Source organism: Rossellomorea sp. YZS02 (genome assembly GCF_033963925.1).
Taxonomy (GTDB): domain Bacteria; phylum Bacillota; class Bacilli; order Bacillales; family Bacillaceae_B; genus Rossellomorea.
On sequence record NZ_JAXBLY010000012.1, the window covers coordinates 122,799 to 142,319 of the forward strand.

General features: G+C 41.6%; 20 protein-coding genes and 1 riboswitch. Of the genes, 5 read left to right on the forward strand and 15 right to left on the reverse strand.

Annotation, left to right across the window (positions count from 1 at the left end; translation table 11 throughout):
• Positions 1–106: 106 nt before the first annotated feature.
• Positions 107–2,023 (forward strand): DUF294 nucleotidyltransferase-like domain-containing protein, encoded by a 1,917-nt coding sequence (locus tag SLH55_RS13330; protein ID WP_219169846.1) that lies wholly within the window; start codon positions 107–109, stop codon positions 2,021–2,023.
• Entirely contained in the window at positions 2,023–2,769 is a 747-nt protein-coding gene (locus SLH55_RS13335) for a PolC-type DNA polymerase III (RefSeq protein ID WP_219169844.1), read from the forward strand. The genes SLH55_RS13330 and SLH55_RS13335 overlap by 1 nt, the downstream gene beginning before the upstream one ends.
• Before the next feature lie 66 nt (positions 2,770–2,835).
• Here SLH55_RS13335 and SLH55_RS13340 read toward each other — a convergent pair whose 3' ends face one another.
• From SLH55_RS13340 to SLH55_RS13405, 14 genes are all read right to left on the reverse strand, one after another.
• Complete coding sequence (locus tag SLH55_RS13340) at positions 2,836–4,098, reverse strand: glutamate-5-semialdehyde dehydrogenase (RefSeq protein ID WP_219169842.1); 1,263 nt, start codon at positions 4,096–4,098, stop codon at positions 2,836–2,838.
• An 86-nt stretch (positions 4,099–4,184) separates the two neighbouring features.
• Positions 4,185–5,300 carry a glutamate 5-kinase gene (gene proB, locus SLH55_RS13345; RefSeq protein WP_219169840.1) on the reverse strand — a complete coding sequence of 372 codons (1,116 nt, stop codon included), beginning with the start codon at positions 5,298–5,300 and terminating at the stop codon, positions 4,185–4,187.
• A gap of 117 nt (positions 5,301–5,417) precedes the next feature.
• Positions 5,418–6,263: a pyrroline-5-carboxylate reductase gene (gene proC, locus SLH55_RS13350; protein ID WP_219169838.1), complete on the reverse strand. Its 846-nt coding sequence runs from the start codon at positions 6,261–6,263 to the stop codon at positions 5,418–5,420.
• Between the two features lie 454 nt (positions 6,264–6,717).
• Positions 6,718–7,671: an LCP family protein gene (locus SLH55_RS13355; RefSeq protein ID WP_320323629.1), complete on the reverse strand. Its 954-nt coding sequence runs from the start codon at positions 7,669–7,671 to the stop codon at positions 6,718–6,720.
• A 172-nt stretch (positions 7,672–7,843) separates the two neighbouring features.
• Positions 7,844–8,563: an ATP-binding protein gene (locus SLH55_RS13360; protein ID WP_320323630.1), complete on the reverse strand. Its 720-nt coding sequence runs from the start codon at positions 8,561–8,563 to the stop codon at positions 7,844–7,846.
• Positions 8,560–9,045, reverse strand: a complete 486-nt coding sequence (locus tag SLH55_RS13365; RefSeq protein ID WP_320323631.1) for an ECF transporter S component — start codon at positions 9,043–9,045, stop codon at positions 8,560–8,562. Before SLH55_RS13365 ends, SLH55_RS13360 begins: the two co-directional genes overlap by 4 nt.
• Positions 9,035–9,625, reverse strand: coding sequence for a cob(I)yrinic acid a,c-diamide adenosyltransferase (locus SLH55_RS13370; protein ID WP_219169833.1), 591 nt, complete (start codon positions 9,623–9,625; stop codon positions 9,035–9,037). The genes SLH55_RS13365 and SLH55_RS13370 overlap by 11 nt, the downstream gene beginning before the upstream one ends.
• 15 nt (positions 9,626–9,640) lie before the next feature.
• Positions 9,641–10,069: a bifunctional adenosylcobinamide kinase/adenosylcobinamide-phosphate guanylyltransferase gene (locus SLH55_RS13375; RefSeq protein WP_219169831.1), complete on the reverse strand. Its 429-nt coding sequence runs from the start codon at positions 10,067–10,069 to the stop codon at positions 9,641–9,643.
• Complete coding sequence (locus SLH55_RS13380; RefSeq protein ID WP_219169829.1) at positions 10,021–10,650, reverse strand: histidine phosphatase family protein; 630 nt, start codon at positions 10,648–10,650, stop codon at positions 10,021–10,023. The genes SLH55_RS13375 and SLH55_RS13380 overlap by 49 nt, the downstream gene beginning before the upstream one ends.
• Positions 10,608–11,396, reverse strand: coding sequence for an adenosylcobinamide-GDP ribazoletransferase (locus SLH55_RS13385; RefSeq protein WP_320323632.1), 789 nt, complete (start codon positions 11,394–11,396; stop codon positions 10,608–10,610). The genes SLH55_RS13380 and SLH55_RS13385 overlap by 43 nt, the downstream gene beginning before the upstream one ends.
• Positions 11,393–11,947, reverse strand: a complete 555-nt coding sequence (locus SLH55_RS13390; RefSeq protein ID WP_219169825.1) for a bifunctional adenosylcobinamide kinase/adenosylcobinamide-phosphate guanylyltransferase — start codon at positions 11,945–11,947, stop codon at positions 11,393–11,395. The genes SLH55_RS13385 and SLH55_RS13390 overlap by 4 nt, the downstream gene beginning before the upstream one ends.
• Before the next feature lie 35 nt (positions 11,948–11,982).
• Positions 11,983–13,443 (reverse strand): adenosylcobinamide amidohydrolase, encoded by a 1,461-nt coding sequence (locus tag SLH55_RS13395; RefSeq protein ID WP_320323633.1) that lies wholly within the window; start codon positions 13,441–13,443, stop codon positions 11,983–11,985.
• Positions 13,440–14,498 carry a FecCD family ABC transporter permease gene (locus SLH55_RS13400; protein ID WP_219169822.1) on the reverse strand — a complete coding sequence of 353 codons (1,059 nt, stop codon included), beginning with the start codon at positions 14,496–14,498 and terminating at the stop codon, positions 13,440–13,442. The genes SLH55_RS13395 and SLH55_RS13400 overlap by 4 nt, the downstream gene beginning before the upstream one ends.
• Positions 14,461–15,426 (reverse strand): ABC transporter substrate-binding protein, encoded by a 966-nt coding sequence (locus SLH55_RS13405; protein WP_219169821.1) that lies wholly within the window; start codon positions 15,424–15,426, stop codon positions 14,461–14,463. The genes SLH55_RS13400 and SLH55_RS13405 overlap by 38 nt, the downstream gene beginning before the upstream one ends.
• A 136-nt stretch (positions 15,427–15,562) precedes the next feature.
• Positions 15,563–15,763: riboswitch (cobalamin riboswitch) on the reverse strand.
• Between the two features lie 208 nt (positions 15,764–15,971).
• Between SLH55_RS13405 and msrA the strand changes: the two genes are divergently transcribed.
• Together msrA and SLH55_RS13415 are read left to right on the forward strand one after the other, a co-directional pair.
• Positions 15,972–16,505 (forward strand): peptide-methionine (S)-S-oxide reductase MsrA, encoded by a 534-nt coding sequence (gene msrA / locus SLH55_RS13410; RefSeq protein WP_320323634.1) that lies wholly within the window; start codon positions 15,972–15,974, stop codon positions 16,503–16,505.
• 55 nt (positions 16,506–16,560) lie between these two features.
• Positions 16,561–16,716, forward strand: a complete 156-nt coding sequence (locus SLH55_RS13415) for a hypothetical protein (RefSeq protein ID WP_320323635.1) — start codon at positions 16,561–16,563, stop codon at positions 16,714–16,716.
• A gap of 281 nt (positions 16,717–16,997) precedes the next feature.
• On the opposite strand, the gene SLH55_RS13420 is transcribed toward SLH55_RS13415, so the two are convergent.
• Entirely contained in the window at positions 16,998–18,053 is a 1,056-nt protein-coding gene (locus SLH55_RS13420; protein ID WP_320323636.1) for a C45 family peptidase, read from the reverse strand.
• A 229-nt stretch (positions 18,054–18,282) separates the two neighbouring features.
• Between SLH55_RS13420 and SLH55_RS13425 the strand changes: the two genes are divergently transcribed.
• The gene (locus SLH55_RS13425) at positions 18,283–19,506 is read left to right on the forward strand and encodes an MFS transporter (RefSeq protein ID WP_320323637.1); all 1,224 of its coding nucleotides are present in this window, start codon (positions 18,283–18,285) and stop codon (positions 19,504–19,506) included.
• Positions 19,507–19,521: the final 15 nt, after the last annotated feature.

Here is a 19,521-nt window from a genome sequence, read left to right on the forward strand (position 1 = left end):
AATTTTTAAGATGTTTTCATATTTGAATAGAACTCGTTTTTTCATTTCAAAATAGGGAATTCTATGATAAAGTACTATGGAATCAGATCGAACGGGAGGTTTTCGGGTGAACCAGCAGGAATTACTACAAATTATACGGGATCACTATCCCTTTGATGTGCTGTCTCTTGAACAGTTAAATTATATTATTACCGGCTCCACATACACGACCTTCAAGAAAGGTGAATTTCTATTTCATGAAGATGAAACGGTTGAAGAGCTTGATATATACTTTCTCGTCTCTGGTCTTGCGAAGAATGTGCTTCATAGGTCAAGCGGGAAACAATACTCACTCCGGTTTTATTACCCGGGTGACTTGATCGGAATCATGATCATGCTCACGAGTGGGCAGATGACTTTTTCGGTACAGGCAATCGAAGACTGCACGGTTTTCCGTATTCAAAAAGACCGGATTTTAGACATTATGACTAAAAACAACGATTTTTCAAAGATTATCTTTGAAAGCATCGGCAATCGAATGAAGACTCTTTACGATGAAATAAAAGTTAAATCTGCCACAGAAACCGACGATGAAAACATCAACCTTTTCAGGACCAAGGTACATACTCTGATGGATAGCCCTATTTTCATGGATGGGAATGCCACCGTAATTCAAGCTGCTCAAACGATGAAAAAACATGATACATACGGCTTGGTAGTGGTGAACCAAGATAAAAAAATGGAAGGTATCCTTACCCAGCGGGAAATTCTTTCATATATTACTAATCCAGGTGTCTCTGATAAAATAAAGGACTGGATGAAGGAAAAACCTTTCTGGATCAGGGATGAATCCTTTGCTTATGAAGCCCTTTCCTACTTCAAGCATGAGGAAGTGGATTTTGTCCCCATCATTCGCAATGATGTCGTCGTTGGTGTGCTTACCAGTACGTCTTTCCTCAATATTCAGGATTCAAATTATCTTGATCTTTCATATAAGATTCAAAAGGCTGTTACAAATGATGAATTGGTTGAACTTGCTACAGTAAAGAGTGAGACCTTTCAACAATTCATCCAAGACTTATTGATTCAAGACAGTTTTGGTTTTGATATCTGTGAAGTCATTTCAAACTATAATGATCGTCTTCACCGGAAAATCATTCAATTGAGTGAAAAAGAAATGAGGCAGGAAGGGTATGGTTCCGCTCCTATCAATTATTGTTTCATCGTGATGGGCAGCCAGGGTCGGAGTGAGCAGGGATTCCATACCGATCAGGACAATGGCATCATTCTTGATGACTATAATCATTTATCTGACTTAAAGAAGGTAGATCACTATTTTCAAGCGTTTACGGAGAAGTTAAATCAAAAGCTTGCTGCTTGTGGTTTTCCTGAATGCACGGGGGGAATTATGGCTAAGGAGCAAAAGTGGAAAAGATCCTATACAGATTGGAAAAAAGCAATCGATGAGTGGCTTCAGGAAATGGACGCACAGGAAATCCAGAATATCACGATGTTTTATGACTTCCGTCCAATCTACGGCGACTACTCCATTGCTGAGGAAATACGAAATTACCTGACAGAAAAGTCAAAACGATCCCTTAATATGCAACAACTATTACGAAAAGATGCCCTAAGATTCAAGCTTCCGGTCGGACCGTTGGGACGTGTCAATCTTAAGCCTAAAAATCATTTATTCAACATTAAGAAGTCCGGCCTTTTGCAAATTGTGAATATGATTCGAATCCATTCTGTCAAATATGGTATTAAAGAAGTCAATACGATCAAAAGGGTACAGTCATTAAAAAAATTACAAGCCTTTCACCCAAGAGATGCAGAAAATGTAAAAACAGCCATGCACATCCTCCTTTCCTTAAGGACAAAACAGAATCTTTTGGAACTTAGTGAAGGAAAACCATTGAGCAATGATATAGATGTCCGGACCCTTTCGAAAGAAGACCGTCAAAAATTAAAGGAATCTATCCAGATTGCCAATCGACTCCAGCAGGTAATGGAAATCAGTTTTAACAGGAACCGGGTGGTTTAATGGATGATATAGGCATTAATGTAGGCTATCGTATACTTAAGTATTATTTATGGCAGCAATTTTTCTTTCGTTATCAAGTAAAGAAGGAAAAAGAAAAGCTATCCTATCATAAGCTGTCACGTGCCCTTAAACAATTTGAAGAAGAAAAGCCGACGCTACAGAAGAAGCACTTATTTCATTGCACCTTTACCATATTTGACCTTGAAACCACTGGTTTCTTTCCTGAGGTGGGAGATGAAATCATTTCCATAGGGGCTGTTAAGGTGGAAGAAGGGAAAATCCAGAAAGATCATACTTTTTACCAGGTGATCGATCCCCTTCAGACCGTATCGCGAGAAACGAAACGATTCACAGGGCTAAGACGAAAAGATTTCTTAAACGGTGTGACCCTGCCGATAGGATTGGAGCGGTTTTTAGAGTTCAGTAAGGGGACGATTCTCGTCGCTCACCCTGCAAGCTTTGACATTAATTTTCTTCAAAAAAGGATCAGTAAGTGGGAACTACCATCGTTTGATCCCGAATTTGTCGATTCATTTGCACTTGCCAATAGCTTACTTGACAGAGATGACTGCTACTTGGATGTATTAGTGAAGACATTCAATATTCAGGACAGAACCAGGCATCATGCTCTAAATGATGCCATCATGACAGCAGAAATCTTCGAAAAGCTCCTGAACATCTGCTATCAAAAAGAGGTTCATACGATACGGGGGCTACATGAATTCCTTCTAGACGAATCGGGCTAAGTATGAATAATGTTCAACACTAAAAAAACCGCATGAGGAAATCCTCATGCGGTCTTTTCTGTTTGATTATCGAATTTGTCCTGTTCCATGCATCATATACTTTACTGTTGTTAGAGCCGGCAGCCCCATTGGACCTCTCGCATGAAGTTTCTGTGTAGAAATTCCGATCTCGGCACCGAATCCTAATGCTCCACCATCTGTGAAACGAGTGGAAGCATTATGGTACAGAGCTGCTGCATCCACAAGCATCATGAATTTCTTCGCAGTTTCACTGTTTTCAGTGACGATGGCTTCAGAATGCTTCGTTCCATATTGTTCAATATGTTCAACAGCTTCATCCAATGCAGTCACAATTTTAACGGCAATATCCAAGCTTAAATATTCGTTCGCCCAGTCCTCTTCACCTGCAAGCGTTGCATCTGAAATTGCCTCTACCACTTTATCATCTCCGTGAATAGAGACATGATGTTCTTTTAGTTTTTCCACAAAAGCATCTCTATTCTTATTGAACCATTCTTCGTGCAGGATGACGGTTTCCGCTGCGTTACAGACTGCCGGACGATCTGTTTTCGCATTAATGATGATATTTAATGCCTTTTCGACATCAGCTTCACTGTCAATATAAATGTGACAATTCCCTACTCCCGTCTCAAGAACAGGAACCGTAGCATTGTTGACAACCGCATTGATTAAGGCTCCGCCTCCACGGGGAATTAATACATCAATATGTTCTTTCATTGTGAATAATTCACTGGTTGCACCGCGGTCTGTCGTATTGATGAATTGAACGGCACCTCTTGGAATATCGGTTTGTTCCAACGCCTCATGCATGACGTCCACAATGGCTTTATTTGACGTGATGGCATTTGAGCCACCCTTTAATACGATGGCATTACCGGATTTTAGTGCAAGACCAGTAGCGTCCACCGTCACGTTCGGGCGGGCTTCATAGATCATCCCGATGACACCAAGGGGCACAGTCACTTTTTGCACTTGCAGCTGATTTTCAAGAGTCCAATCTGAAACCACTTTCCCTGTTGGATCATCGAGGTCGGCTACTTGGCGAAGACCGTTTGCAAAGTCTTCAATCCGTTCTTTTGAAAGGGACAGACGATCCATAAAGGCAGCTTCAAACCCTTTTTCCCTTCCTCTCTCAAGGTCCAATTCGTTTTGCTTTAGAATGTATTCGTAGTTGGACTCCAAATGGTCGGCCAGGATATGAAGTGCCTTATTTTTTTGCTCAGTTGAGAGCATACTAAGTGTTTTAGAAGCTTTTTTAGCCAGTATCGCTTGTTTTTTTACATCGGTTTTTTCTACAGTTAAAGTCATCAAATACCTCCTGTTTATTTTAAAACAACGCTTTTCGTTTGCATTCGTGATTGTCAGGGTTTCTTGATTCGTCCCGTATCGATAATTTATACCCCTACTGGAATAGGCACTTCTACATGACAGACAAGTTGATCTATTTCCACAACAATTTCATCTGCTTTAATATTTTCGGGGTTCTTTAGCTTTCCTGAACGATAGTTGACGATTCCAAGCCCGACTTCCTCATGGCGATTATCGAGAATTCGCACGACGGCACCTTTATCGAACCGTCCCTTTACAGTATAAATGTCTTCAATGGTCAAGCTTTCCTTCTGTTCTAATATGCGGTCTTTGGCGTCAGCATCAATGGTGATTTCACCTTCTGGTCCTGAATTGAACGCAATCCATTGCTTTTTAGAGTCAAGGTTGACGGAATCTTCCGTCGATTCGAAATAGGTTCCTTTCGCCGTGTGCTGAACAGCATCATAGATGACGTTGGCGTTCCCAGATTTACCGAGGAATGCAGGGATGCCGGAAGCCATTGTAATCTTAAAGGCATCAATCTTGGATCTCATGCCTCCAGTACCGACGGCGCTGCCAGGTTCTCCTGCCATCTCTTCAATATCTTCTGTAATTTCAGTCACACTCTCAAGTAGTTCAGCATCTGGATTTTTGCGTGGATCTGAATCATATAATCCATCAATGTCCGATAGAATGATAAGTTGATCAGCATCAACAAGTGCTGCGACTTTCGCAGATAATGTATCATTATCTCCAAACTTCAAACGGTCGATCGTTACGGTATCATTTTCATTCACAATAGGAATGATACCTCTTTCAAGTAGAACATTGATCGTATTTCTGGCATTGTTATATCTATCTTCATCAGAGAAATCACTACGAGTGATCAGAATTTGAGAAGCAACGTATCCGTTTGAAATTAACAGATCGGAATATGCTTCTATTAATAGTCCTTGACCGATTGCAGCTGCAGCTTGCTTCTCAGGTAACGAACTTGGACGTGTCAAACATCCCAACTTACGGTACCCCGCAGCGACTGCTCCTGATGAAACCAACAATACTTCATGACCGTCGTCCTTTAAACGGACAACTTCATCAACAAGGCGCTCAAGCTTTCTGCGGCTCATTTCTCCATGTAAGCTTGTCAATGAACTACTTCCAATCTTAATGACGATACGTTTCTTCTGGTTATCTTGGGACATTCAATCACTCCTAGTAAAAAGGTCCGTCCCTAAGCCCCTCTTTATGCAGGGACGGACCTGTATTTCTGGTTTTGCTGGTATTATTTTAAATGAGGTGTCAGTGTTTCGATGTTTAAATTAGCTTGTTACTAATTGTTTGGACTGTAAGGAAGAGCTGATTTCTTTTGATCGCTTTTCCGCTCCCTTGACAGCTTCTGAGATAGCCTTACCTCCACCGAACTGTGCCAGTGCATCAAGTCCCGCAGCTGTAGTACCATTAGGGGATGTAACATTTTCTCTTAGTTGAGTTGGTGACTCTTCCCGTTCGAGCATCATCTTGGCTGCACCGAAAATGGTTTGAGCACCGATCTTTCGTGCCAGTGAAGGATCCAGTCCTGCTTCGGCACCCGTTTTTTCAATATGTTCCATTAGATAATAGAAGTAAGCTGGACCGCTTCCTGCAATTCCTGTGAAGATGTCCATTTGCTTCTCCTCTATGACGAATACTTCGCCGATACTTGATAATAATTCTTCTGCATTTTCCATATCTTCTCTTGAAGTGAACCGCCCTGCACTGATTGCTGTGGCAGACTCCTTCAACATACTTGATGTATTCGGCATGACGCGGATGACAGGCTGACCGGCAGGTAATTGATCTTCCATATGAGATGTAGTGATACCTGCAAGTACAGACATGATGACCGTATCATTTCTTACGAGATGATTAATGGAATCTAATGCTTTGTCAATATCTTTCGGCTTCATTGCAAGAATAAGGATATCTATTTCATCAAAGGGCAGATCATCCTTTGTTAAAGCAGTGATATCATATTTCGCTTTCATTTCCTGAAGTCTGCCCTGATTGCTTCGATTGGAAACAATAATTTGTTCTGCCGGGATCTTACCACTTTGTACAGTTCCTGAAATCATTGCCTCTGCCATGTTACCTGCACCTAAAAAAGCAATCGTCTTATTTTTTAACAATCATATCCACTCCCGTTCCTTATTTATGTCAGTTTTTCAAAACACATTTTTTGTTTTTAATAGAACATTTAATGTAATGTTTAGGTTTCAATTTTTAATAAATGGTTGCTTCATGACGCCGAATCCCTTGATTGGCGCGTGTTTTGTTCACAACGTTTATTATCGTAACATGCTGAAGAATGATATCAAGTGCAATAAAGGAAGTAGTTAGGATTCTGCCGAAATAGCTAGTGGAAGCGTTATCATTACCATTTATGTTATTCAGATTCCTTCTGAGGGCCTTTAATTGGCTGAGAAAGCGTATAATCAGAATTTTTAATTTTGACATTCGAATCAAAATGACTAAATATCACGTTCATCATCCCAGTGGAACAGGCCCTAGCCCGTCTCAAAACAACCTTGCTCTTCAAAAAAGAAAATCCCGGTGGGCCTTGGCCCACCGGGATTTATTTCATTATTCTGTTGCAGCTTCATCCTGACTTTTACCACTCAGGAAATCTTTTAGTGCTTGGATATTTTCTTCGAAGTCAATTTCAAGAACGGAACCGACTCCGCTGTAACTTTCATTTGTGTATGAATCTTTCACAGGAATCGTCAGTTTGTCCATGTCACTGCTGTTACTAAGAAGAATATCCTTCGCAATGGAGATTTGGTCCAACCTATTCATATTCGTCTGAATATAAGGTTGTATGGACCCTGCCATTTTCGGAAGCTTTGTTACACCTCCGATGGATAGAACTTCGTCTTTTAAAGCAGCTATCACCTTTTGCTGTCTTTCAACACGACCAAAGTCACCTTGTTCATCATGACGGAATCTCGCATAACCCAGTAATTCCTTCCCATTCAGGTTCTGGACACCAGGCTCGAGGGAAACACCAATATTCTCTGACATGGCTTTCTCAACGTCCATTTCAATTCCATCAGGAGCCAAAATATCAACAGATTTTTCAAAACCTTTAAAGTCAATAATCATGTAATACTGGATATCCAGATCGAAATTCTGCTTGATGGTTTTCCGCAGCAATTCAGGACCACCTAAATAAAATGCGGTATTAAGCTTATAATTTTGATAACCAGGGATTTCTGCATATATATCTCTCATAAAAGAAACGAGTTTGGTTTCATTCGTTTTCGGATCGATCTGCGCGAGCATCATCGTATCTGTCCTTGACTTCTCCTCGCCTCTGCTATCGACTCCCAATAACAAAATGTTTACCTTACCGTTTTCGTCTTTTACACCATTAAATTTATAATCTTCCTGCATCTGGTCTTCACCAGCCATTTTATAACCGCTGTAAAATTGAAACGCAGCATAACCGAGTAAACTAAAAATAAGGAGTAATAATATCAAAATCACTTTTCTTCCGCGTTTTTTCTTCTTGGTCTTTCGATCTAACCGTGACTCCATTTCTTCACCTACTTTTATGACATTCATGAAATAACCGATGATAGTATGAAATGGTACTCTAAACCATTATAAATGACAATCGCAGAATAATGGATAAACTAACACTTTTCTCCATACTATGACACCTGGAAATATATTTTACCACAAATATCCTTGAAAGTATTTAGTTGTTCTAGTAATAAAGCTGAAGAGGTTGGTAGTACCCTGCCGTCATTTCCTTAATGACCGTTTCGTCTTTTGCTTCAAATGAGATGATAAATGAAGTAGCCGGGCCGCTGGATTTTTCTAAGTCCTGAAATGAGTGAACATCTTCTTTACTCAACGTCTTTCCTGTCAGGACAGAAAGTTCGTGACGCACACCTTTAGAACCCACGGGTAAAATATGGACGATGGCAGGATGAAGGATACACTCCTTAAATAAAGATAATGGGGCAATATATGATTGAGATCTCAACACTTCATCCCCGACTAAAGGGGTACCGATTAGTGCATACGAAATCCCCTTTTTGGAGGTTTGATCCCTCTTCTTCTTTCTCATTCCAATACAGGTAACGCCAAGAGCGGATTGCTTTAAATTGATATTGGATTCGGAACTTCCGGTCAGGGGGACACCCTCCATCCCAAGTTCTTTCAGGCCCATTCGAACACCTTGTGTATACTTATCCCACACGTTATCCGATGTAAAATTAAATAGTTGAACAGCTACGAGCCTTGCACCCACTGCCAAGCATTCCATCACAGCTACCCGAAAACTGAAATACCCAACAACCTCTGGATCAGCCTGGACCTCGTCAGCATTTTTTCTGCCGATCCCTCCGCTGCAATCAGAGGCGAGTATCAGTTCTTCTTCTTCATTGATGGAGATTGATAACACATCACGATTACTGATCATACCCTTACCCCTTCCGGTAATTTAGCTGCCAGTGGAGGATAAAGAAAGTGAGCCATTGTTAAATTTATGAGGGTCCCTGCTATCAGGGAAGGAATTATTGCCACGTAAAAAGACGGACTCAGGATAAAAATAAATGGGACTGCGGCTATTACACCGTTCCCTATTAAAAAAAGAGCTGCAGCCAATACACGCTTCCCTTTGGAGAATACATAGCCGAACATCCAGACAAAGAGCGCCATTTCTGCAGCAACCAGGATGTGGAAAGGTCCAAGTGGAAATCCTGCATACAGACTCGAGAGTAAATGTCCTCCCCCGGCAACAACTGCCCCTTTCCTTCCATTGAATAAAGAAGCAACTAAAATAGCAGGCATACTGTCCAAGGCAATCGTCCCGATGACAGCCGGGACTTTCACCATTCCTCCAATGGCAGATATAGCCAGGAATAATGACATCAGCAGAAGCGTTTTAAGCTTACTTTCCATCATTGTTCTGCACTTTACCAGAAGAAAATACATTGGCACTCCGGATATATTCAACGTCTTTTACATGGCTGCGATGATTGATCACACGGGAGAGCGCAAAGAAGTAGTCCGATAACCGGTTGATATATTGTAACGTGATGACAGGAAATTCCTCGTCGTTCTTTGAAAGGGATACCATGCATCTCTCTGCCCTTCTGGCAACAGTCCTTGCAATATGAATACTGGCAGAGGCTTTCACTCCACCTGGAAGGATAAACCTTTCAAGGGGAGGAGCTTCCTTTGTCAATTCGTCAATCTTTTCTTCTAAGTAAAAAACCGACTCAGCCTGAAGCTTGCTCTTTCTTTTTTTTGAGATATTGGATAGGTCCCCTCCGCAATCAAACAATTCATGTTGAATTTTCTCAAGATCAATCAATATATCATTATAACGCTCATGATCCAATTCAGATATCGCTTGACCAACGAAGCAATTCACCTCATCCAAGGTACCGTATGCTTCAACACGGATATCGTCCTTATCGACCCTGCCGCCTATTAAACTCGTCCGGCCCTTGTCCCCTGTTCTTGTATAAAGTTGCATATAACCATCTCTCCTTTACCCTTTTAATGATGTTGCCATGCCATACCAGACCAGCCACACTCTTTGTGATTCTTCGGCAAGATCCTGATAAACCCAACCTGTCATATCTCTCCACTCTCTGGAGGATTGATCGCTGGGAACAATTCCTTTCCCTATTTCAGAACCAATCCAGATCACCTTTCTATCTGGGCTTTCTTCTTCCCACTTCCTTAATGATTGCATCCAATTTCTAAAAGCCGCTCTTATATCACCATCCTTTTGTAAAAGGGCTCCGCGGACCGCATACTCAATCCCCTCTAATACGATGATAGACATTTTCGGATAAATCGCTTTCCAATCTCCATCAAATAATGAAACCCACTCTGCATCAGAATTCGTTAAACGAAAGTGATTCCTTACCCATCGTCCCTTTCCGTTAAAGGAACCGCCCGTAATGAAGTACAAATCTGATTCCTCCAATCCTCTTCTCTTTCCCAAATCATTTCATACCCTTTTCCGTGGTTAATCTCCCATTCCCAAAATGCCTTTGTATCATTTTCAGGAGATAGAGTTGTCAATAAATGCCGAATAACCCCACCGTGGGTAATGATTGCAAATCGATTTCCATTATGGACTTCGATTTGTGCTATGATCTCTCTCCATGCAAGTTCCACCCTCTTGCTGAACTGAACGATATTTTCGCCTTCTGGAGGAGAAACACATGGGTTGGTTAACCATTCCTTATAAACTCGATCTTCCTTCAAGAGCTCGTATGTCAGTCCTTCCCACTTTCCAAAATGTAATTCTCTCAGCATTGGCGACGAAATCACGGGAACGTCAGGAAACAGAAAATGAGCTGTTTCCAAACATCGGTTAAGATCGCTGGAAAAACACACTTCGTATTCATCGAAGTTTCTCTTCCGCCCCTTAAGCATATCAATCCCATTGTGGGATAAACTCGAGTTCGTCCAGCCTATATATTTTCCCTTCTCATTATCTTCTGTTAAACCATGTCGGATAAAGGCAATAACCATAAAGTCATCCACAACATCCACTCCATCCCTTCTACACTGGCACCAACCGTATCTCCAGTCATTCCTCCAAACCATTTGATGGACTTTACATAAACGAATAAGAAAAACCCAATTGTGACTATACTGAATGTGATATAAAGATAAAATCCACCCTGTAAGAAGCTGCATATTCCTCCCACTAAAAAATATGCTGGAAGAAAGAAAAGTTCATTTCTGGTCATGTATTTACTGAAGCTAAACCCCATACCTGATTTTTGTGCCGGTGCAATAAGAATGAGACTTGCTCCCATAACTATGCGGCTGAAAAAAGGTATCCACATAAGGACCATCGTGATCACTGCAGAATCAGTGTAAAGGACAGTTTCGTAAATGAAGACAAAACGGGAGGAAAGCATAACCAATAAAGAAAGCACTCCAAAAGCACCGACACGTGGATCCTTCATAATCTCTAATCGCTTCTCTTTATCCCTATAGGAAAAAAAGGCGTCACTTGCATCCATATAACCATCCAGATGAAGTCCGCCGGTAAGAATGATAGGCAACACCCAAATATAAAACGATAATGCCAATGGGCTCATTTGGGTAAACGAATCCAGTACTAAATATCCGATTGAGAGAAATATGCCAATACTGAAGCCTACCAATGGAAATGTGCGGACCATCCACTTTATCTCATATTTCCCAACTAAAAATTCTATACGGATTGGTAAAACGGTGAAAAACTGTATATTCAACAGCACGCTTTTCAATAGAATCATACCGGTGGCATTCCCTTCTTTATAACAGGAATTCCTACCGACATGTCTATCGCCGTCATCGACTCCTCTACCATCCTTTTATGTAATGATCCGAGCGTCCTTTGGAATCGGAGTATGTCGCCAGATGCTAAAGGAAGGTCGAAAAACACTTCATTACTAACGACTATCAACACCTGTGCTTTATCGAGGACCGCAATGATAGATTGAAAGATTTTCTTCTCTACTCTTCTGTCGTCCATCTTTTCCACAGCGAACATCTCATTTGTCAGAAGAGTGGTAAGGCAGTCTAATAGAACGATTGCATGATGTGGAATGGAATCTAAGGCATCACCGATCGATCTTGGGCATTCCATCGTGATCCAGTTTTCAGAAGCGGAAGCACGATCTTCTTGATGTTTCAGAATCCTTCGTTCCATCTCCTGATCGGTATTGACCCCACACGCCAGATAAACCAATTCTTCCTTCCCTTTCCTTAATCCTGCTGCAAGTCCTTCAGCATAAGAGCTTTTACCGCTTCTCACACCACCGGTTATAAATATCAATTTACCCACAGTACTGCCTCTTTTCTATAATAGGACCACATCCCCTATTCCTTTTTCTCCAAATAACGAGCGATAGCTTTCTTGGTTACTTCATAGACTCCCCTCCCGATCAATTTCCCTATTGAAGTAATCGGTCCAGCAAAGGGCTCGTGGTCGCCTTTTTGACTGGAGGCAATCAGAATGCTGTCTGTAGGTGTGCCCGTCGCCAGATTCCCTGTTCTCCTGTCCCGTATATTCATATCATGCAAAGCTCTCACCTTTGCTTCAGTGGATGTGACGAGTGCTTCAATATACGCTTCGTCTGATAAATTCCCATTGATGAATACCCAAGTATTAATCGTACCGGGCTTTGTTTCCATATCATATTGGTAACTTGTCGATACGTCCATGGCATTTCCAACGCCTGCAGTCACCACGACGAAAACCGATTTTCCTTCGGTTTCAAAACGATCATACACCATATTGGTCAAATCGAGAGCCGTCATCATCCCAACGGTTAAGGTTGGGTCCAAGTCCTTTTGAACAAGGTACTTTCTCATATCTCCCTGATAATCCGAACAATCATAATCCCCTGGTACTCTTCGATTGATAAAGTGGCTGTACCACCCGATTCCTGCCCCAATGATTCCAGAGGACATACATTTCAACGGATATGGAGCAGAGAAATGGATACATTCTTCACTTAAGGTCAGGTACCTTTCATCCAGGATGAAATTCTCACTTTCATTCCCCTCTGGAACGATCACCATCTGCGGCTTGGCCACCAGAGGATGAGCTTGCTTTTGAACCTTTGTATGATATACCTCTTCTATATGCTCTTCTTTCAAAACCTCTTCCGGATGATGAAGGAGTTTTGTTCTTCCACGATCTAATAGAAGTAAGCGATCACAGTAAAGGCTTGCTAAATTCAAATCATGAAAAATGGATATGACCGTTAATTTTTCTTCGATTGTCTGTGCTTTGATTAAATCCAATAACGATTTTTGGTAGGACAGATCCAGATGATTAGTGGGTTCATCAAGCAAAAGGATCTGGGGTTCTTGCGCGAGTGCCTGAGCAAGAAACACACGTTGACGTTCCCCACCGGACAGTTCATGGAGGAAGCGGTCTTGAAAAGAAGAAATACCCGTTTGGTCCATCACTTTGTCAACCACTTCACGATCCCTCTCCGTTGCCCCTTTTATAAAACCTTTCTGATGAGCATATCGACCAAGCATGACCGTCTCTTTCACTTCATAAGAAAAAGTTTCAGTCGATATTTGAGGCAGAACAGCTACATGCTTAGCTAATTCCTTCGAAGAATATTGTGTAAGCGGCCTTCCTTTCAATTCAATCGTCCCAGCCATTAACGGAAGAAGACCGGTAAGTGCCTTTAATAGCGTCGTCTTCCCACTGCCATTTGGCCCGAGAATGCCAAAAAACTCTCCTTGATTCACATGAAAATTCATGTCATCAACGATTTTATGATTGTTATATCCCACTGAGACGCTGTTAACAGCGATCATGATGAAGAACCCCTTTTCTTTAAGAGAATATAAGCGAACATCGGAGCACCGATCAAAGCCGTAATCACTCCAATTGGAAGTTCAGTCGGGGCGATGATGGTTCTTGAGAGTAAATCAGCGAGAACGAGAAATCCTCCTCCTGTGATGATGGAAAGGGGAAGAAGATGCTTATGATCATGTCCGACGATTCTTCTTAGAAAATGAGGGATGACAAGACCGACGAACCCGATTGTTCCAGAGACAGCGACGGCTGATCCCGTTAAGATACTCCCGGCAATGAGAATGATAAGCTTTCTCTGATGTACGGATATGCCTATATGGCGGGCTTGTTCTTCACCGAAGCTCATTCCATTCAACTCTTTGCCGTTCAGGATGAGTACTATTGTCCCTATAAGGAAGAAAGGAAAGATGATAGTGATATAATCCCACCCTCTCATAGAAACGCTCCCAAGAAGCCAGCCGATGATTTGCCTCAATTCTTCGCCTGTGAGTGCGATCATCAGGGAAATCAAAGATCCTAAAAACGAGCTGAAGATGATCCCTGTCAAGATGATGGTTTCAACCTTCATGGTCCTCTCGACTTTTTGTGCGAACCATAGTACTAGAAATACAGTGATGATGGAGCAAATAATGCTGAAAAAGGGAAGCGTAAACTTCCCAATGAACGGAATACTCCAATGAAAAAATAAAGTGATGACTGCACCGACAGATGCCCCTGATGAGACACCCAATGTATATGGATCGGCCAGCGGGTTACGCAATAATCCTTGGAAAGAAGCTCCGGCAACGGCTAAAGAGCTCCCCACCAGTAAAGCTAACAGTACTCTTGGTAACCTGATGGTATACACGATGTTCGAATACATGGGATCGACCGTCTCAGGTAAATCAAAGCCAAACCACTTAGAACCGATGATTGTAACGATATCCAATGGCGGGATCGATATGGTCCCGATTGAAATGGCTGCAAGAACCGCCGCTAATAAAAATAGGCCAGCCAATCCGTATGTAACCCCTATTCTATTTTGCAAATACCTCTGGATAGATCGACTTTGCAATTTCCTCTACTCCTTCAACCAATCTTGGACCCGTACGTGTGACTAAATCTGAATGAACATCGTAAACATGCCCATTCTTCACGGCATTGACATCTTTCCATCCATCTCTCTTCATTACTTGTTCTTTCGGGTTTTCGCTATAATAACCATACGTTGTGATGATCACGTCAGGATTCGAAGAAATGACAGATTCCTGATTTACCTTCACCCATCCTTCTTGTTCGCTCATGACATTATCAGCATTGACCATTGAAAGCATTTGATTGATGAACGTGTTCTTTCCTGTTGAATAAATGTCCGGTGAAGGAGAAACTTCCACATACACACGCTTCTTATTTGATACTTCATTTGCCTTTTTCTCAATCTCTTCCAAATCTGATTTCATGTCAGACACAATAGAAGCTGCCTTGTCTTTTTTCCCTACAAGAACACCAATATCATTGATGGTGGTGTACACTTCTTCAAAACTTTTTGCATCCTCTACGATGAATACATTGATCCCAGCATCTTTCAACTGATTCAACCCTTCTTCCGCTGATTTGGCAGTGGATTCATGGGCAAGGACCAGATCGGGTTCTAAGCTGACAATTTTCTCGACGTTAAATTCCATTCCACCGATCTTCTCTTTATCCGCGGCTTCTTTCGGATAGTTATCAAAATCTGAAACACCGACGATTTCCCTGTTTAATCCAAGTTCGAATAAAATTTCCGTATTACTTGGAATTAGTGAAACGATATGCTTAGGTTGTTCCTCCAGTGTAACTTTATGATTCAATGCGTCATTTAAAGACAAAGGAAATTCTGATGAATCCCCACTTACCTCTGCATTTTCTTTATTCTTTGATTGATCACCATCATTGGTTCCGCATGCTGAAAGGAACCCAACGGCCAAAAATAATGAGAGTATTACCTTAAATGTGTGTTTCATTTCCTTATTCCCCCTGTGAATGTAGATTGTAGACAGAAAAAAACATCTCTAGTGGACCAGAGATGTTGTGTAAGATGCATATATAGGGTTCAAAACAATAAACCATGCACATTACACCTCTCTATCCGCGTAGATTTGGTGCGAAAAAAACTCAGGCAGGTCTCCTGGCTCATGGTCATTGTTTGCTGATACCTTCCCATGCACGCTTCGCACAGTGGCATACTTTCAGCAAACTACCATTTACAGTGGCGGGACCGCGTTGGAATTACACCAACTTCCCTATTAAGAAGCTAAGAAGAAACATGCCTTCCGCTTCACCTGAATTCTTACCATATGTAATTGTTCCGTTCAAAAGAATTATACACAAATTATGACGGATGGGAAATGAAATTTCATAAAATTGCAGAAAACTTGCAGATTTACATTTTTTCATGTAAGTGCATAAGTTTAATACATTGTGGCGATGAACCATTCGTGGTAGAATCTGTTCAAGCAATTACTTTACTGCTTTAGAGGAGTACATATGGTACAGGAGGTTTGCTAGTATGAATGTTAAGAGAGAAATTGCCACCTTTGCAGGTGGATGTTTTTGGTGCATGGTAAAGCCGTTTGATGAGCTGCCCGGGATTATCGACGTGATTTCAGGATATGCTGGAGGGCACCTGGAAGACCCCTCTTATGAGGATATCAAAGGGGGTAACACCGGACATTATGAAGTCGTCCAAATCACTTTTGATCCGGACCTCTTTCCTTACGAGCAGCTATTAGAACTATACTGGCCCCAAATTGACCCTACTGATGACGGAGGTCAGTTCCACGATCGCGGTGACCAGTACCGTACAGCTATTTTCTATCACAATGAACAACAAAAGCTATCGGCGGAAAAGACAAAGAAAGCAATAGAAGACAGCGGCCGATTCAATAAACCGATCGTCACTAAGATTCTTCCTGCATCACCTTTTTACCCTGCAGAGGATTACCATCAAAAATACTATAAAAAGAATCCTGATGAATATAAACAGGACCGCGAAAAGTCAGGCCGAGATGATTTCATTGAAGATCATTGGAAAAACAATTAAAGGCATGAAAATAAACTCCTTTCACCAAACTAATGGGTAGAAAGGAGTTTTTCATTTGAATAAAGAAAAGAGTAAAAGTGATCTAGAACAGGTTACCGGATTTGATGGACCTGGTAAGATCGTTAATTTCTTCGATCCCTATCCCGATGAAGATGAAGCCAATGTAAACAACTCGGACACGGTGGATAATCATTCATCGGAACGAAGATAAAGCATGGTGAGGGCTGCTAATATTCGAGCCCTCCCCCTCTTTTCCTGATGGGGCAGGATGGATTCGAGCCAGGGGTAGAGAGGGATGCGATTGATTGAACATTCTTTTACATCCAAGAACATGCAAGCACGAAACCATCCAAGGCATCTAATTTTCAAGAATGATACAAATTGTACATAAATTTATACCGCGATGTAAACGTTAAAAGTAAGAACCGAGGAAGTCCTCCACTTAGTTAAGCCGTTAATCCCTTGATTTGCTCGGTTCCCTCCCCTTTGTCCCTATTCCTCATCCATAAATAAGAATCGGACGTCAGTGTCGAAATGTCCGGTTATCGTCCGAATGGGGATGTCATCTCCCTCCATCCAGTCCTGAAAGTCTATCTTTACTCCTTTTGCACTTTCACCGAATCCGATTAAGCATTGCAACGTTTCACAATAAAATACACATGTATGAATGGTCCCAGCCCAAGAATCATAGGCCTTCTTGAAAACAGGGCCCTCGCCATCATTAAACAGATTTAGGGCCCTTTCCATGGTCAACCTCTCTTTTTGTTCGGATTGCAGTACGCTCAGCCTTTTCAGAGAATCCTTTAAATAATGACGATTATCCTTCTTCATATGATTCATTTGAAAATGATTGGTACAACCAAGAGTTGATGAATGATAAACCCCAATGCCTCTTGGAGACGCCTCCACCACAGCTGCCTTTCCACTTCGATCATACAAAGAGTAGTTAAAGCTATGGCGGTGAGGGAGCTTGCGCAAAACATCAATGGCCTCGTCAGAATCTTTACAGGTATCAAGGATGATCCGGGCGATTGTCGTACATATGAAGCCTTCTCCAGGTTTTAAGCGATTTACAAAGTGAAAGCCAACTGCCAATCCTTTTTCATTCAACCCGTCAATCCGACCGATCCCTCTGCCGGAGAAACCTATAGAAGCATACCCTCCTGAAGGCTTTACTAATAGAAGCCTTCCCTCATACGTTTTGGGATGGTAATCATAATTTCTTACATAAACACCATCTTTCGCCAGAGATGAACAACCGGACTCTATCCACTCCTGCTGAAAGCCTGAATATTCATGAACAGTTTCCTCCATGGACCATTGCAATCCTTTAGATAAACCCTGTAATTCATCCCACAAGCCGGGTGCATACTGAAGAATGAATCTCTTCGCTTCCATGATATCCACTTTGTAGTTTCGCAGTGACTTCCTACGGCGCTCCAGATGATGGGTGTAAAGGGGGGATTTCCGAAGTTCATGTCCTAGCTGAAGGCCGATTTCATAGTAAGTCCCTCTTGACTGCAATACATCTAATACAACTTTTTTCATTCATCTATAACCCTTTCTGCACACTTAATATAATGTCGAATAAATACCTTATCCCTTTAACGCCTGTTATGCTACACTTAATTCATCAAATTGTAGGAGGAAATATCATGCAAAAAACTCAAAAAACACTTTCACTAATTCAAGAAGGAGTGAACGTTCTGAGTTTGTAACAGGAAACGGCGCTCCTTCTTCCAGAGTATAAATTAAATCAGGAAGCAGGAGACATTTTATGATGAAACAAACGCTCGCATCCCATAATATCCGGATGCTATTTTGGATTTCTTTTTTTGGTACAATCAGCTTTCTTCAACCCGTTTTAACATTATTCTATTTCGAAAGAGGATTAACCTCCTCCGATATATTGCTCGTTCTGATGTTTTGGAGCGGGGCCGTATTACTCGGAGAGGTTCCAACTGGAATATTTGCCGATCGTTTCGGGGCAAAATATTCTTTTTTACTCGGTTCGTTTCTTAAGTTCATTAGTATCGTTCTTCTTCTATTTGCCTATGAACCTTGGATGTTTTTCCTTTACAGCTTCATCAATGGGTTCAGTGTTACCTTCTTCTCAGGGGCAGATGAGGCCTTGATCTATGATTCACTCAAGGAGTCAAATGAAGAAAATCGAATGGATCATGCAATGGGGAAAATCCAGTCAGCTTCGTTCATTAGTATGCTAATTGCCGTTTTGGTCGGTTCATATTTAGCAAAGGATTTAGCTGATAATCAATTCACCCTACTCATTATTCTCGGCTTGGTCTTTCATTTGATTGAATTGTTCTTGATTCTGCGTGTCAAACAGCCTGTTGCTGATTCATTCCAGAAAGAAAATCCATTCTCTCAAATTAAGAGTGGTTTCAAAGTCATACAGCAAGCACCACAGTTATTGCTGATGTTTCTGAATGTCACATTGGTTTTCATCCCGGCCGGTGCCGTTTACCAATACTTTGACCAGCCGCTTCTAAAGGATGCAGGGGTTCCCGTGTATATGATTGGTTTCTTTTATGCCGTTTCTGCCATCTTTGGCTATATAGCTTCGAATTCAATCGGCTGGATGACTGCTCGTTTTTCCAGGATATTGCTGATGAACCTATCTGGATTGACAGCGGTAGTCGGGTTACTTCTTTCGGGCTTGTTCGGTTCCTCTTTATGGATCGTGTTAGGTGCATTCTTTCTGTTAAGGCTTGTGCGGGCAATCCGGTATCCCATCTACTCCCAGTTAAGTAATGATTTAATACCTTCCGGGATTAGGGCTACGACGATTTCATTGCTTTCCATCGTGGATTCTTGCTTAGATCTTGTCGTGTTCGGATTATTATCCACCATAGCTTTGAAAGGATATTCCACTGTTCTCATAGGATGCTCGTTCATCGCATTATTGGGAACCTTATTACCGCTTACACCTGTTAGAGCAAAAAAGGCAGAGCTAAAAGTCGAAAGAGACCGCCTTCTCTAAATGTAAACAAAGAGT